The following is a 13,128-nucleotide window of genomic DNA, read 5'->3' as shown; positions in this document are numbered from 1 at the left end:
ACCCTGGGGAGTAATGATAAATTCTGCCAAAATTATCCAAATCTAGGCGTAAACATTTTTTGTACTGCTACCGCAACCTTTGCCATGGGCCAAAACTTAATCAAAGAACAATTACAAGGGGTTAACCTGTTTCTGATCGGCATGATGGGTAGTGGGAAATCCACCGTTGGCCCCCTATTAGCGGAACAGTTGGGGTATCGTTTTTTTGATGCGGATGTGTTGATTGAGCGGGTGGCCGGTAAGGCGATCGCCGACATTTTTGCCGAGGATGGGGAAGATACTTTTCGGGATTTGGAAACGGAGGTGTTGGGGCATCTGGCCGCCCAGACCAGAAGTGTGATTGCCACTGGCGGGGGAGTAGTGCTCAGACGGCAAAATTGGAGTTATCTGCACCACGGCCTGGTCATCTGGCTCGATGGTTCACTGGAGTTACTCTTAACCAGGCTCCAGGGAGATGAAGGCAGACCCTTGCTCCAAGTGGAAAATCTAGAAGAACGGTTAGGAGATTTAATTACCCAACGGCAACCTCTCTACGCCCAGGCTGACCTACGGTTTCCCCTACAGGCAGATCAGGACCCCCCGGCGATCGCCGCCGAACTGTTGGCCATTATTCCAGGGTTACTTAAACCCCAATGCAGTGCGGAACAGAATTGACCAAAAAATGTCGCCATGGCGGCCATGGTAAGATGATTTACTGACCTTTGACCTCCCGGAGAGGTGGCAGAGTGGTCGAATGCGCCCGACTTGAAATCGGGTTTGGGGAAACTCAACGTGGGTTCGAATCCCACCCTCTCCGCTTAATTGACTTGAATGAATCGGAATCTAATCCAGGGCGCTCTGGCAACGGCACAAGCAAATCCTGGGTAATTATTTTATAATCTAGTTTTTTTAAGAACTTTTTACGGAGTTTCAGCCTTAAAGCATCTTTATTCATCCTGACACCAACCGTTTTAACATCTAGTCTTTAGCCCGCAATTTAGGAAACAATGGTGAAGCCCCTCCGCTTAAACGATCGCCATCAGCAAATTCTCCGAGCCACCGTTCAGCACTACATTGCCACTGCCGAGCCTGTGGGGTCTCAAACCCTGGCCCAGGAGTATCAATTTGCCGTCAGTTCCGCCACCATTCGCAATGCCCTCGGACAACTGGAAAAAGCGGGTTTGCTTTATCAGCCCCATGTGTCCGCCGGCCGAGTTCCCTCCGATTCCGGTTACCGCATCTACGTAGATAATCTCCTGACCTGGAGCGATCGCCAGAGCCGCACCGTTAAGCAAAAGTTAGAAAATGAAATTAGCGGTGATAATTGGCACTTTGAAGCCCTAATCCAGAGAATGGGGCAAATTTTGGCTAGTTTAAGCGGCTACATCACCCTAATTACCTTTCCCCAAACGGAAACAGTGCAGTTGCGCCATCTACAATTGATGCTATTGCCTTCTGATCAAATACTAATCATTTTAGTTACGGATAGCTACCATACCCATTCCCTCACCCTGGATTTACCCGCCACCATGGAAGCAAAGGAGGAAGGGGAATTGGAACAGGAATTAGCAATTTTTTCCAACTTTCTCAACGCCCAATTGCGGGGTAAAAACCTTTCTGAGTTGAGCCATTTAAATTGGCAAGAACTAGACCAAAAATTTAGCATCTATGCCGATTTTCTCCAGGGTTTGCAACAACAAATCAAGCCCCTCCTGCAACGACGCATGGCTGGGCCCCTAGTAGTCCATGGAGTTTCCAAGGTAATTCAGCAACCGGAGTTTTCCCAGTTGGAACAGGTGCAAATGCTGTTGTCTTTGTTAGAACAGGAACAGGAGCAATTATTTTCCCTCCTATTTGACCCTGATGACTGTTGGGATAGTCTGGGCAATTTGGGCCAGGAAGCCAGTCTACTGATGGGGGAAATGGCCCCCCGGTCCCGTCCCGTGGTAACCCTCCGTATTGGGGCAGAAAATCCCTTGGAATCCATGCATCCCTGCACCTTGGTGTCGGCGATTTATCGTCAAAAAAAGGTACCAGTGGGAAGTGTGAGCATTCTGGGGCCTACCCGTATGGTGTATCAACAAACCATTCCCCTGGTAGAACAGGCCGCTGAATGTTTATCGGAAGCATTGAGCAAAAATTAGGCAGAGCCCCAGGCAACAGGTTAGTAACTTTTTCGAGTGCCATTAACCGTTCTACAAGGAACTGGAATCCAAACTTTGGCCAGCTTCTGGCGATAAGGGCAAATGTAAACCACATTCCTGTTTGAGACCGTGGAAACGGGTGTCCCTTTCATCTTCATCGTGGGCCGTCAGGGGCCGGCTAGAATGCCAATCCCCCACCGATACATAGCCTTGGTCAAAAAAGGGATGGTAGGGTAGATCGTGGGCTGTCAGGTATTCATAAATCATCTTAGAAGTCCAGTCCAAAATGGGTAATACCTTGTATTGATTGCCCTGGAGATCCACTGGTTTTAAGTTCTGACGGTGGCGGGTTTGGTCCCTCCTTAACCCCGTCAACCAGGCGATCGCCTCTAACTCTTTTAAAGCCCTCTGCATCGGTTCTACCTTGCGAATCTGGTCATAGCGATTGAGGGATTCCACATCCTTCTGTTGCCAGAGTTTACCGTAGAGCGCTTCCATGCGGGCCGGACTGAGGGGAGATTGGTAAACCTTTAAATTCAACTGCAATCGTTTGGTCAATTGATCGGCAAACTGATAGGTTTCCAACGGCAAATAGCCCGTGTCGATCCAGATAACAGGAATACTGGGCGCAATACTGGTCACCAAATGGAGCATCACCGCCGCCTGAATGCCGAAACTAGTGCTCATCACCAAGCCGGGGCCAAAGGTCTGGGCAGCCCAGGTAATGATCTGTTGGGCGGTGGCATTTTCCAGATCCGTTTGTAGGGTAGGTAGATCGAGCTTAGTCAGAGTATGGGACATCAGTGAGTGATGGAAAATATTTGGGTAAAGGTATTAGGTAACGGACAAAGCGCTGGCGGAGTTAGGGGGTGAGCATGGAGCTTAGATTAAACTCAACTCCCTTACTTATTGAGTAGTTACGGCCACTATTTCAGCCACGTCAGCCACTAATTCTGAGCCGAAGCCGCCTTTTGCTGTTCAGTTAGTAGTTCCTGGTCCCGGCGACGTTTTTTGGCATAGAGTTGAATTGAAGTGGCCATGGCAATGACCAAAGCCACAATTAACCAGGTGGTGGCATCCAGGGGCAAATTACCCTTAAACACTGCCAGTAGGACAATTACCACGAGCAAAATAGTCGGGGCCTCATTTAACGCCCGGAACTGTTGCCCACTCCATTGGGATTCTCCCTGGGCCAGCTTTTTCATCACCCGGCCACAGTAGAAATGGTAGAGCAAGAGTAAAGCTACAAAGGTGAGTTTGATGTGGAGCCAACCGGATTTGAGAATTTCTGGTTCCGTTGAAATGAGACCGATCGCCATGGCTACGGTAACCACCATGCCAGGGGTAGTGATGATGTTGTAAAGCCGCTTTTCCATCAACTCATACTGTTTTTTGAGGATAGTTTTGGCTGGTTCCGGCTCCTGGTCTGCTTCAGCGTGATAGACAAAAAGCCTTACTAAATAAAATAATCCAGCAAACCAAACAACAATGCCAATCAGGTGGAAGGCTTTAAACCAGTAGTAGGCCATGGTAAAAGTTGACGGTGGACAAAGAAGGGAGAAATACCAGCACTTGGGCATTCTCCAGGGACAGGGTAAGTAATCAGCCCATACCCAAGGGGGCCATTATATCGCCTTGCCCAGTCCCAAATCATTTTGCATTGCCCTATTCAAAGGCAAAGTCTTGTTCCCGACCCCGAGGAGACTTGGTTCAGCCATCAAATCTCTGCATTGACAATGGTGGAAACCAAGGGAGCGCATCAAAGCCGGTTGCATTGAAAGTGCCTTAACCATTTAAAGCCAACATGAAGTCTGAACCGCTGGCCATTGAATTCCCAATAAATTAGCAAAATTAGCTCACTTTTAGTGCAATTACTGCAAAATATTGACAACTTTTTGTCACCAAGTAACGCAAGTGAACAACATTCATCTACGCCCATATCACCCTTCAGATTTAAACAATATTATTCACATCTTCACTGAGGCTGTCCATCAGTTAGGAATTAAACATTATTCCCTAGCCCAACTGAGTGCTTGGGCCCCCTCCAAACCAGACCGGCAACGGTGGCACGATCGCCTGGAATCCATGGTGGTGGTGGTGGCTGAGCAGGGGGCAACAATTGTCGGCTTTATTGGCTACGATGGCGCTGGACTAGTTGACCTGCTTTTTGTCCATCCAGCCTTTACTCACCGGGGCATTGCCACTATGCTGATTCAAGCAGTGGAGCGGTTGGCCCTTGCTAACGGGGTAAGTCAACTTCAGACCAAAGCAAGTATGGTGGCTCGGCCATTTTTCGAGTCCAGAGGATTTGTGGTGATAGCGGAAGAAACCGTTACCATAAGGGGAGAAAATTTACGGCGATTTGCCATGGATAAAATCATCAAACCAACTCAATAGATTGTGGGACTAATGCTAGAACTCGTCCCTAAGCAAAAAGATAGGTAACCAGTTCCCCTGTCTTGTCAGACTGTGATCAAAAGAACATCTAGGTCTATCTAAGCTTGTCAGTATCTTTGGGAAAAATTAGGAAAATTTATCACATTTTAGATCATGATTTAAGTATTTTTCCACCAAACAATAGAAGATAAAATGCGAATTAATAATACTTTTTTCAACAGCTTGGTTGCTTTTCGATTAATGTTCTGGCAAAAGCAAGTCATAACGGCGATCGCCATCTATGGAGCCACCTACATTTCCCAATTATTTATTACCTATGCGGGCACTGCTTCATCGCCAATTTGGATTCCCACCGGTGTTGCTGTCGGCTTTTTATCCATTTGGGGCTATCCAGTCTGGCCGGGCATGTTGGGGGGATTGCTATTGGGGGAAGCCATGGCCCTGCATGCGTTGGAAAGCACCGCCAATTTGATGTTAACCGTGGCAGTTACCGGGGTAGTCGGTTTAGTCAATCTTTTTTCAGTCTACCTTAGTGATCGCCTCACAGCGGACAATTACCTATTTTCTAAAATCAAAAATATTATTAGATTTATTATTTTTGTTTGCTTTGGCAGTCGTTTACCCGCTGCCATTATTTGCTCACTTTTATTATATTCATTTGACAAAATTCCTTTCAATTTATATTCTGAAGTTGCCTACACCTGGTTATTGAGCGATGCCTTTGCGCTGTTGATTATCACTCCTTTTATTATTGCTTGTAATCATAACTTTAAATCGTTTATTAAGTTGCTACAAGAACAATGGCTAGAAGCAATCAGCATTGTTTTTTGCGTTTTATTAATTGTTAAAATTATTGCCAATGGTTATCCCATTGAATATCTACTCATTCCCTTCCTGCTTTGGTCAGCCTTTCGCTTCACCGAAGTTGGTTCTTCTTTATTAACAATTGTTGTTTCTGCTCTATTAGTATTAATCCTTGCCCTAGACCAAGAAAAAATCGCTATCAAAAATCAACTTTTATTGTTGCAGTCGATTTTGGCCTGCATTAGTATGACCACCCTGATTTTAAATGCGGTTCTCAGTGAAAATGAAAGATCAAAAAATCAACTGTTTACTACCAATCAAATATTAATAGAGCAAAATCAAAAACTCCAAGAACTCTATCAACAAAGGGAATTAGAAAGAGCCCAAAGGGAAAAAATTCTCATAGAATATAATGAATCGCTCCAAAAGCAAGTTGACCTAGTCAAAGCAAAAGAAATAGCTGAAAGTGAAGCTAAGGCCAAAAGCACTTTTGTGGCCAATATGAGCCATGAACTGCGTTCTCCCCTCAATGCCATTATTGGCTTCTCCCAGTTAATGTTGCGTACCCAAAACTTACCAATGGAGCAATATGAAAATGCAGGTATTATTCAACGTAGCGGAGAGTATTTATTAAATTTAATCAATAATATCCTTGATTTTTCTAAAATTGAAGCCGGCAAAACCCATTTAAACCGCTATCATTTTGATCTTTATCTCCTACTGGATGACCTGGAGGATATGCTCCATCTCAAAGCAGCTAATGAAGGCATAGAACTAATTTTTATTCGCGATCAAGATCTACCCCGATACGTTTATGGTGACGAAATTAAGCTAAGACAAATTTTGCTAAATCTCCTCAGCAACGCAATTAAATTTACAGTGGCAGGGGAAGTAGTGCTAACTAGTAACTTTAGGAATGTGGAACAAGGGGAATTGATCGATGAAGAGACAGAAACGGAACCCAAAAGTAAATATTGGTTAGACTTCACCATTAAAGATACGGGCAAAGGCATTAGCGAAGTGGAATTAAGTCATTTATTTGAAGCTTTTTCCCAAACAGAATCGGGGCGAAATGCCCAAGAAGGCACGGGATTAGGCTTAGCAATCACCCGTCAATTTATTAAGTTAATGGGAGGGGAGATTACCGTTAGTAGTGTGGTTGACCAGGGGACCACCTTTAGCTTTTCGATTTTAGTTGATTTGGGGGAAATAACTTTAAGTCGGGAACCCAACTCTGCGAAAAAAGTTCTCGCCCTCACCCCGGGACAACCTGTCTATAAAATTCTGGTGGTGGATGATAAGAGTGTGAATCGTCAATTACTAATTAAACTCCTCGCTCCCTTTGGTTTTGAGATCAAAGAAGCTAGTAACGGCCGGGAGGCGATCGCCCTCTGGGAAAGCTGGGAGCCCCATTTAATCTTTATGGACATGAGAATGCCGGTGATGGACGGCTATGAAGCAACCAAACACATCAAGGGTCAGGTCAAAGGCAATGCAACGGCGGTGGTGGCCCTAACAGCCAGTGTGCTAGAGGAAGAAAAGGCAATTGTGCTTTCGGCCGGATGCGATGATTTTCTCCGTAAGCCGTTCCGGGAAAATACCATTTTTGACGCCTTGACCAAACATTTAGGGGTAACATATGTTTATGAGTCAGCCCCAGACAAGAACGATGGCCAAGGAGACACAGCATTGAAACCAGAGAGTTTGCTAATTATGTCCCAGGATTGGTTGACTCAGTTATCTCATTATCTTTTGGAAGCTGACACTGAGCAAGTAATGAAATTGATAGCGGAAATTCCAGCCTCAGAGTCAGAATTAGAGCAAAATCTAACTAAATTGGTGCGTAAGTTTGAATTCGAAAAAATTCTCGATCTAATTGAGCCGTTATCGTAGTAATTGTCATGGAAAAAGCAGATGAAAACAAGGGAAATATTCTCTTGGTAGATGACTTACCCAACAACTTGCAATTGTTGAGTGATTTACTGATTAATTTGGGCTACACAGTGCGGAGCGTTACCAGTGGTAAAATGGCCCTGAGAACTTTGCAGGTTAAACGTCCAGATTTGATTTTACTGGATATTAAAATGCCAGACATGGACGGCTATGAAGTCTGTGCAATGATTAAAAAAGAAGAGGAGTTACAGGATATTCCCATTATTTTTATCAGCGCCCTGGGGGATACCTTTGATAAAGTTAAAGCTTTTGAATGTGGTGGCGTAGACTATATCACCAAGCCTTTTCAAATTGAAGAAGTGGTGGCTCGGATTGAGGGTCAGCTTACTATTCAAAGGCAACGGGTCGCCCTCAAAAGAGAGGTGAGAAAACGCCGGGAAGCAGAGGAAGTCCTCTACCAATCGAGGGCCTTACTTTCCAGTGTCTTAAATTCTGCTTTAGATGGTATTGCAGCCATGCAAGCGGTGCGTAACCCCCAAACGGGGGATATTGAAGATTTTCGCTGTTTGGTGATTAATCCCATTCTTTCCAAAGCTTTTAACCGCAGCCGGGAAGATTTAATTGGTCGGGTACTGCTGAAGCGTTTTTTACAGCGTTTAGATCCTCAACTTTTTGATCAATTTGTTAATTTGGTCGAGACAGGTACTTTCTTAACCCAAGATATTTATTTTCCCATTGCTGATTCTGATTGGTATCATTTTGTGGCGGTGAAGTTAGGGGATGGTTTTGCCGTAACGGTGCGAGATATTACTGATCGAAAAAGAATGGAATTGGAATTACAAGCAGCTAACCAACAGTTGCAATTATTAGCCAATATTGATGGTTTGACCCACATTGCTAACCGCCGTCGTTTTGATGAGTATTTAGCCCAGGAATGGCAAAGACATTGTCGTGAACAAAAACCATTGGCTTTAATTCTGGTAGATATTGATTATTTCAAAGCTTACAACGATTTATATGGTCATCAACAGGGGGATGATTGTTTGCAAAAAGTAGCCCATACTTTGGTGGATATTGCCAAACGCATTACTGATTTGGTGGCCCGTTACGGCGGCGAGGAATTTGTGGTGGTTTTACCTAATACGAATCAGCAAGATGCTTTGGCCATGGCAGAAAATATGATCGAGGCGATCGCTGCTTTGGCCATTCCCCACGAAGGTTCTTCAGTCAGTCAATATGTGACCATTAGCACTGGCATTAGTAGCATAATTCCCACCGCAAAAGACACCGTTGAAAGGATCATTAGTGAGGCAGATCAGGCTTTATACAGTGCTAAATCCCAAGGACGGAACCGGGCTTGCTTGGGGTGATTTTATGTCCTTAAAACTCTTTTTCTAGACATTTTAACCACTGATCAAGCATGAAAATGTTGAAATCCTTGTTGCAAAGATAGCTTTTCCTTTACCCCATTGCCAGAGGTTAAAAATACCTCCGTTCCTGCAACGATTTGGCCGATGACTCGAGGACAACGGTCAGGGGGTAAATCCAAAGGGGCGATCGCCGTTAGCCATTGTTCTGCTGCCATGGGAGGTAGAGCTAGGACCAATTCAAAATCTTCACCGCCATAGAGAGTCCATTCCCTGGCTGTTTTCAGGCCGACCCAGTCGGTTAATCCCTGGGGAATGGGGAGTTTTTCTACCCACAATTCTGCTCCCACTTGGCTGGCTCGACAGATTTGCAATACGGCATCAGCAAGGCCGTCACTACTGTCCATGGCACCAATGGTAGTTTCCAAACTTAGAAGAGAAGGCACTAGGTCTAAGCGGGGTTGGGGATGTTGGTGGGCCCTTTGCCATAAATTTCTCTGTTCCGTAGTTACCAACTCTTCCCGATGGCTATGGAGTAGGCAGGCTAAACCGGCCCGGGAAGCTCCGTGGTCTCCCGTGGCAATGAGCCAATCCCCTACCTTGGCTTGGTGACGATACAGGGCTTTACCCTGGGGTACTTGACCCAAAACCGTAATGCTAATGGTTTTTACTGGCGATCTGGAAACATCTCCCCCCAGGATAGGCGTCTGCCAAGGCTGTAAAGCAGCGGTTAAACCTTCATAAACTGCTAAAACCCAGCCCAAAGTAGTGGAGGGAGGTAATGCCAGGGCCACGGTGATACCAATTGGGGTAGCTCCCATAGCCGCTAAATCGGATAAATTGGCCGCCGCTCCCCGCCAACCAACATCAAAGGCCGAGGTGGTCTGCTCACTGAAATGGACATTCTCCACCAACATATCCGTGCTCACCACCAGGGCATCTTTACGAGGTAAATCCACAATGGCGGCATCGTCCCCGGTTAATTCTGCAGGGGAAAATTTTTGTAATTGGGTCAATAGGGCCTGTTCTCCCAACTCCCCTATGGTTTGCTCCGGCTGGGGCGGGATGGATCGGTCGGGTGGAAATGGTTGGGACAAAGACAGAGACGAAGTTTAGGTTTTCGATGAAAATTTGGCAGAAGCGCCCATCAACCATTAAAACAGGGACAGTGTTGATTTTTGAGCGTCTTCTCCTACCATGACTCTTTCCTCCGGTTTACCTCTGGGCAGTTTACGGCGTGTGCACCACATCGCTTTGAACGTTAAAGATATGGAAAAATCCTGCCATTTCTACGGCCATATTTTGGGACTAAAACCTTTGGTGGGGGAAGAGGTGCCCGTTACCCTTAAAACCATGGTGGAAGAAGGAAAAGTAAGCAATTTCATCACCCCCGACGGCACCGTAATTGACCTGTTTGCGGCACCGGATTTATCTCCCCCAGCGGTGGATCCCCGCCAATCCTTCACCCGCACCGATCACTTGGCCTTTGACATTGCCCCGGCCCAATTCGACCAGGCGATCGCCGTGTTGGAAGCCCATGGGATAACCATTGCGTCAGGGCCCGTGACCAGACCGACGGGTAGGGGAATTTATTTTTACGATCCAGATGGCTTCCAGGTGGAAATTCGCTGTGATCCCATGGGTTTATAAACGGATCTTGACAGTAGCGCCCTTAAAACTAGTAAAGCCATTTCTTGGCCCGTTCGATATGTTAAATCTGGAGAGAGATTTTCCTTCCTAGGCTCGCATGTTAGATAAACGCTGTAGCGGTATTTTGCTCCATCCCACCTCCTTGCCCAGTCGTTTTGGCATTGGGGATTTGGGGGACGGTGCTTTTCGGTTCATTGATTTTTTGGCGGACGCAGACCAGAGTGTGTGGCAAATATTGCCCCTGGGCCCTACCGGCTTTGGCAATTCCCCCTACCTTTGCTATTCTGCCTTGGCCATTAATCCTTGGTTGATTAGCCTCGATCGCCTAGCCGAAGAAGGATTTTTGCCTCCGGGTTTACTAGACCAAGCCCCCCCATTTACTAATCCCCGGGTGGATTATGACCAGGCGATCGCCTACAAATCCCAAGTTTTAAAACAGGCCTTTGCCCAGTTCCGTACCAACATAGACCCAGCCATTGAGCAGGAATTTGCTGAATTTTGCCAGGCCCAAAGTCATTGGCTAGAAGCCTACTCCCTGTTCATGGCCATCAAAGAAGCCCACAATGGAGCCGGTTGGCACCAATGGGATAAAGATATCGCCTGGCGGGAACCGGAAGCCCTGAAAGTCTGGGGCGATCGCCTGAAGGCAGAGGTTTTGTACCATCAATTTTTGCAATTTCTTGGTTTTCGCCAATGGCAAGAGGTCAAAGCCTACGCCAACCAACGGCACATAGCCATTTTTGGGGATCTACCCATCTACGTTGCCCACGACAGCGCTGACGTTTGGGCCAATCCGGAAAACTTTTGTCTCGACCCCGAAACCGGAGAAGCGGCCATGATGGCCGGGGTGCCACCGGACTATTTCAGTACCACAGGGCAACTTTGGGGGAATCCGGTGTATGATTGGGAAACCCTCAAAGCCACAGGATTCGCCTGGTGGATTAAGCGCTTCAAAGCCAACCTGCAATATTTGGACATTGTCCGCATTGACCATTTCCGGGGTTTTGAATCCTACTGGGGAGTGCCCCAGGGGGAAGCCACTGCAGAAAATGGCGAATGGTATCCAGCCCTCGGCCAAGAATTTTTCCAAGCTTTGGGCAAAGCCCTTGGCAATGATTTGCCCATTGTGGCCGAAGATTTGGGAGTCATTACCCCAGAAGTGGAAGCCCTGCGGGACGAATTTAACTTTCCCGGCATGAAAGTCTTACATTTCGCCTTTGACTCGGACCGGGGTAATTCCTTTTTACCTTTTAATTACAGCAATCGTAATGCAGTGGTCTACACCGGCACCCACGACAATGACACCACAGCGGGTTGGTTTTATGCCCGCTCCGAGGAAGATCAACAAAAGGTTCTAAATTACCTAGGTTGTATGTGCGAGGAAGGCATTCATTGGAGCTTGATTCGTCTGGCTTCTGGCTCCGTGGCCAATCTGGCTATTTTCCCTCTCCAGGATATTTTGGGTTTAGGCAATGACTGCCGCATGAACTTACCAGGTACTGTGGCGGGCAACTGGGGTTGGCGTTACCATCCTGACCAACTCAACGATTGGCTATCGGGGCATTTGAGTTTCATCACAGAACTTTATGGACGGCGCATTTACCATACGAACTAGGGTCAAACCGATTAGATTCAAAGGGAAAGAACCCTCTCTGAGCTAACCTCCATTGAAACAAGGCTCGGGCTTTCCCCGTCTGGGATAGGGGAAGTTTACCCCAGGGGTTATGCTCAACTACATTTGGTTTGCAATTATTTTGCTGTCGGTGGTGGCCGGGACAGTAACGGGCAAAATTGACGCAGTGACCGAGGCCGCCATTGACAGTGCCGGGACAGCAGTGGAACTTTCCATTGGCTTGATTGGCATTATGGCCCTGTGGTTGGGCATGATGAAAATTGCCGAAGCGGCGGGTTTAGTGGAACTAATTGCCAAGTTGGTCAGACCCATTACTCTCAAGCTATTTCCTGATGTGCCCCCCGATCATCCGGCAATCGGTTCCATTGTGCTGAATATGTCCGCCAATATTTTGGGACTAGGTAATGCGGCCACTCCTTTGGGCTTAAAAGCGATGCAGGAGTTGGAAGAAATTAACCCCCGCAAAGATACGGCCACTGATGCCATGTGTATGTTTTTGGCCATTAATACCTCTAGTGTGCAGTTAATTTTGCCTGCTACGGTGGTGGGCCTAATGGGCACTGCGGCCAACGACATTTTTTTCTCCACTATTTTAGCTACCACTTGTTCCACCGTCACAGCCATTATTGCAGCTAAACTTTTGGCTCGATTAAAAATCTTTGCTTTGCCACCCATATCGACCATCGAAGAAGGGGCAAATCTATAAATTTAAAAATTCTATAAACTTTTCTTGGACAACTTTATCTTGACATTCAGATCAGCTAAAAAATACTCTGATTAGTCGCTAAAATTTGGCAGCCAGTCTTCAGCCAAAATTTCTTCCATCGTAGCAATAGGTTCTGGGGGAAATAAATTCTCATTTAAGCCAGTCTTGAGACTGGTGATTTGCCGAGCATCTTCATAAATTTCTTGGGCAATTTCTCGAAAATAAGGCCTCAAACTAGGACTACGTTTGAGCAAACGTTTGAGTTGTTTCCGCTGTTCCAAAATTGTCACTTTCCATCCCCTTTGATTGTATTCCCGCTCCTGTGACCAATAGGCTAATTTTAGTAAGTGTTCATAAATGACCAACAAGCGACTCTCTAACTGATGCTTCTGTTCGTTGCCCAAATCCTGTAACTCCTCCACTAAGCTCTGCCAGTCTAGTCTGTCAATATCTCCTTGGTGGATCTGATTAATGGTATTTTCTATCCATTGATAGAAGTCAAGCTCGTAAATTTTAGTGGGCAATTTGGTAGCATTGGACATTGGACTTTCCCGA

The 13,128-nt window shown here is 46.3% G+C and carries 12 protein-coding genes and 1 tRNA gene; 9 read left to right on the top strand and 4 right to left on the bottom strand.

What is annotated here, in order from left to right:
* The first annotated feature begins 84 nt into the window (after positions 1–84).
* The 3 genes from H6G45_RS06255 to hrcA all read left to right on the top strand — a co-directional run bounded on the left by H6G45_RS06255 (position 85) and on the right by hrcA (position 2,123).
* Entirely contained in the window at positions 85–654 is a 570-nt protein-coding gene (locus tag H6G45_RS06255; RefSeq protein ID WP_190597606.1) for a shikimate kinase, read from the top strand.
* Positions 655–711: 57 nt separating this feature from the next.
* Positions 712–796: transfer RNA gene (locus H6G45_RS06250), tRNA-Ser, on the top strand.
* A 190-nt stretch (positions 797–986) separates the two neighbouring features.
* Positions 987–2,123 carry a heat-inducible transcriptional repressor HrcA gene (gene hrcA, locus H6G45_RS06245; RefSeq protein WP_190597605.1) on the top strand — a complete coding sequence of 379 codons (1,137 nt, stop codon included), beginning with the start codon at positions 987–989 and terminating at the stop codon, positions 2,121–2,123.
* Between the two features lie 51 nt (positions 2,124–2,174).
* On the opposite strand, the gene cysH is transcribed toward hrcA, so the two are convergent.
* Positions 2,175–2,924 (bottom strand): phosphoadenosine phosphosulfate reductase, encoded by a 750-nt coding sequence (cysH, locus tag H6G45_RS06240; RefSeq protein ID WP_190597604.1) that lies wholly within the window; start codon positions 2,922–2,924, stop codon positions 2,175–2,177.
* Between the two features lie 146 nt (positions 2,925–3,070).
* Positions 3,071–3,703 carry a protoporphyrinogen oxidase HemJ gene (gene hemJ, locus H6G45_RS06235; RefSeq protein ID WP_190597603.1) on the bottom strand — a complete coding sequence of 211 codons (633 nt, stop codon included), beginning with the start codon at positions 3,701–3,703 and terminating at the stop codon, positions 3,071–3,073.
* A gap of 334 nt (positions 3,704–4,037) precedes the next feature.
* On the opposite strand from hemJ, the gene H6G45_RS06230 reads away from it, so the two are divergent.
* From H6G45_RS06230 to rre2, 3 genes are all read left to right on the top strand, one after another.
* Positions 4,038–4,520: a GNAT family N-acetyltransferase gene (locus tag H6G45_RS06230; protein ID WP_190597602.1), complete on the top strand. Its 483-nt coding sequence runs from the start codon at positions 4,038–4,040 to the stop codon at positions 4,518–4,520.
* Between the two features lie 192 nt (positions 4,521–4,712).
* Positions 4,713–7,217, top strand: a complete 2,505-nt coding sequence (gene hik12, locus H6G45_RS06225; RefSeq protein ID WP_190597601.1) for a high salinity-induced biofilm formation sensor histidine kinase Hik12 — start codon at positions 4,713–4,715, stop codon at positions 7,215–7,217.
* A gap of 8 nt (positions 7,218–7,225) precedes the next feature.
* A complete protein-coding gene (rre2, locus tag H6G45_RS06220) occupies positions 7,226–8,587 on the top strand; it encodes a high salinity-induced biofilm formation responseregulaton Rre2 (RefSeq protein ID WP_190597600.1) in 1,362 nt (453 codons plus the stop codon).
* Between the two features lie 44 nt (positions 8,588–8,631).
* Here rre2 and thiL read toward each other — a convergent pair whose 3' ends face one another.
* Positions 8,632–9,681, bottom strand: a complete 1,050-nt coding sequence (gene thiL / locus H6G45_RS06215; RefSeq protein WP_242018076.1) for a thiamine-phosphate kinase — start codon at positions 9,679–9,681, stop codon at positions 8,632–8,634.
* Between the two features lie 100 nt (positions 9,682–9,781).
* On the opposite strand from thiL, the gene H6G45_RS06210 reads away from it, so the two are divergent.
* The 3 genes from H6G45_RS06210 to H6G45_RS06200 all read left to right on the top strand — a co-directional run bounded on the left by H6G45_RS06210 (position 9,782) and on the right by H6G45_RS06200 (position 12,573).
* Positions 9,782–10,234, top strand: coding sequence for a VOC family protein (locus H6G45_RS06210; protein WP_190597599.1), 453 nt, complete (start codon positions 9,782–9,784; stop codon positions 10,232–10,234).
* A gap of 97 nt (positions 10,235–10,331) precedes the next feature.
* Positions 10,332–11,849 (top strand): 4-alpha-glucanotransferase, encoded by a 1,518-nt coding sequence (gene malQ / locus H6G45_RS06205; RefSeq protein ID WP_190597598.1) that lies wholly within the window; start codon positions 10,332–10,334, stop codon positions 11,847–11,849.
* 109 nt (positions 11,850–11,958) lie between these two features.
* A complete protein-coding gene (locus H6G45_RS06200; protein ID WP_190597597.1) occupies positions 11,959–12,573 on the top strand; it encodes a nucleoside recognition domain-containing protein in 615 nt (204 codons plus the stop codon).
* A gap of 71 nt (positions 12,574–12,644) precedes the next feature.
* On the opposite strand, the gene H6G45_RS06195 is transcribed toward H6G45_RS06200, so the two are convergent.
* Positions 12,645–13,115 carry a DUF29 domain-containing protein gene (locus H6G45_RS06195; protein ID WP_190597596.1) on the bottom strand — a complete coding sequence of 157 codons (471 nt, stop codon included), beginning with the start codon at positions 13,113–13,115 and terminating at the stop codon, positions 12,645–12,647.
* Between the last annotated feature and the right edge of the window lie 13 nt (positions 13,116–13,128).

The organism is Synechocystis sp. FACHB-383 (genome assembly GCF_014698605.1).
Lineage (GTDB): Bacteria > Cyanobacteriota > Cyanobacteriia > Cyanobacteriales > Microcystaceae > Synechocystis > Synechocystis salina.
This window is presented reverse-complemented; position numbering and strand designations above follow the sequence as displayed.

Coding starts and splice junctions, on each gene's coding strand:
- H6G45_RS06255 (WP_190597606.1), top strand. CDS start 85: ATGGGCCAAAACTTAATCAAAGAACAATTACAAGGGGTTAACCTGTTT.
- hrcA (WP_190597605.1), top strand. CDS start 987: ATGGTGAAGCCCCTCCGCTTAAACGATCGCCATCAGCAAATTCTCCGA.
- cysH (WP_190597604.1), bottom strand. CDS start 2,924: ATGTCCCATACTCTGACTAAGCTCGATCTACCTACCCTACAAACGGAT.
- hemJ (WP_190597603.1), bottom strand. CDS start 3,703: ATGCCCAAGTGCTGGTATTTCTCCCTTCTTTGTCCACCGTCAACTTTT.
- hik12 (WP_190597601.1), top strand. CDS start 4,713: ATGCGAATTAATAATACTTTTTTCAACAGCTTGGTTGCTTTTCGATTA.
- rre2 (WP_190597600.1), top strand. CDS start 7,226: ATGGAAAAAGCAGATGAAAACAAGGGAAATATTCTCTTGGTAGATGAC.
- H6G45_RS06210 (WP_190597599.1), top strand. CDS start 9,782: ATGACTCTTTCCTCCGGTTTACCTCTGGGCAGTTTACGGCGTGTGCAC.
- malQ (WP_190597598.1), top strand. CDS start 10,332: ATGTTAGATAAACGCTGTAGCGGTATTTTGCTCCATCCCACCTCCTTG.
- H6G45_RS06200 (WP_190597597.1), top strand. CDS start 11,959: ATGCTCAACTACATTTGGTTTGCAATTATTTTGCTGTCGGTGGTGGCC.
- H6G45_RS06195 (WP_190597596.1), bottom strand. CDS start 13,115: ATGTCCAATGCTACCAAATTGCCCACTAAAATTTACGAGCTTGACTTC.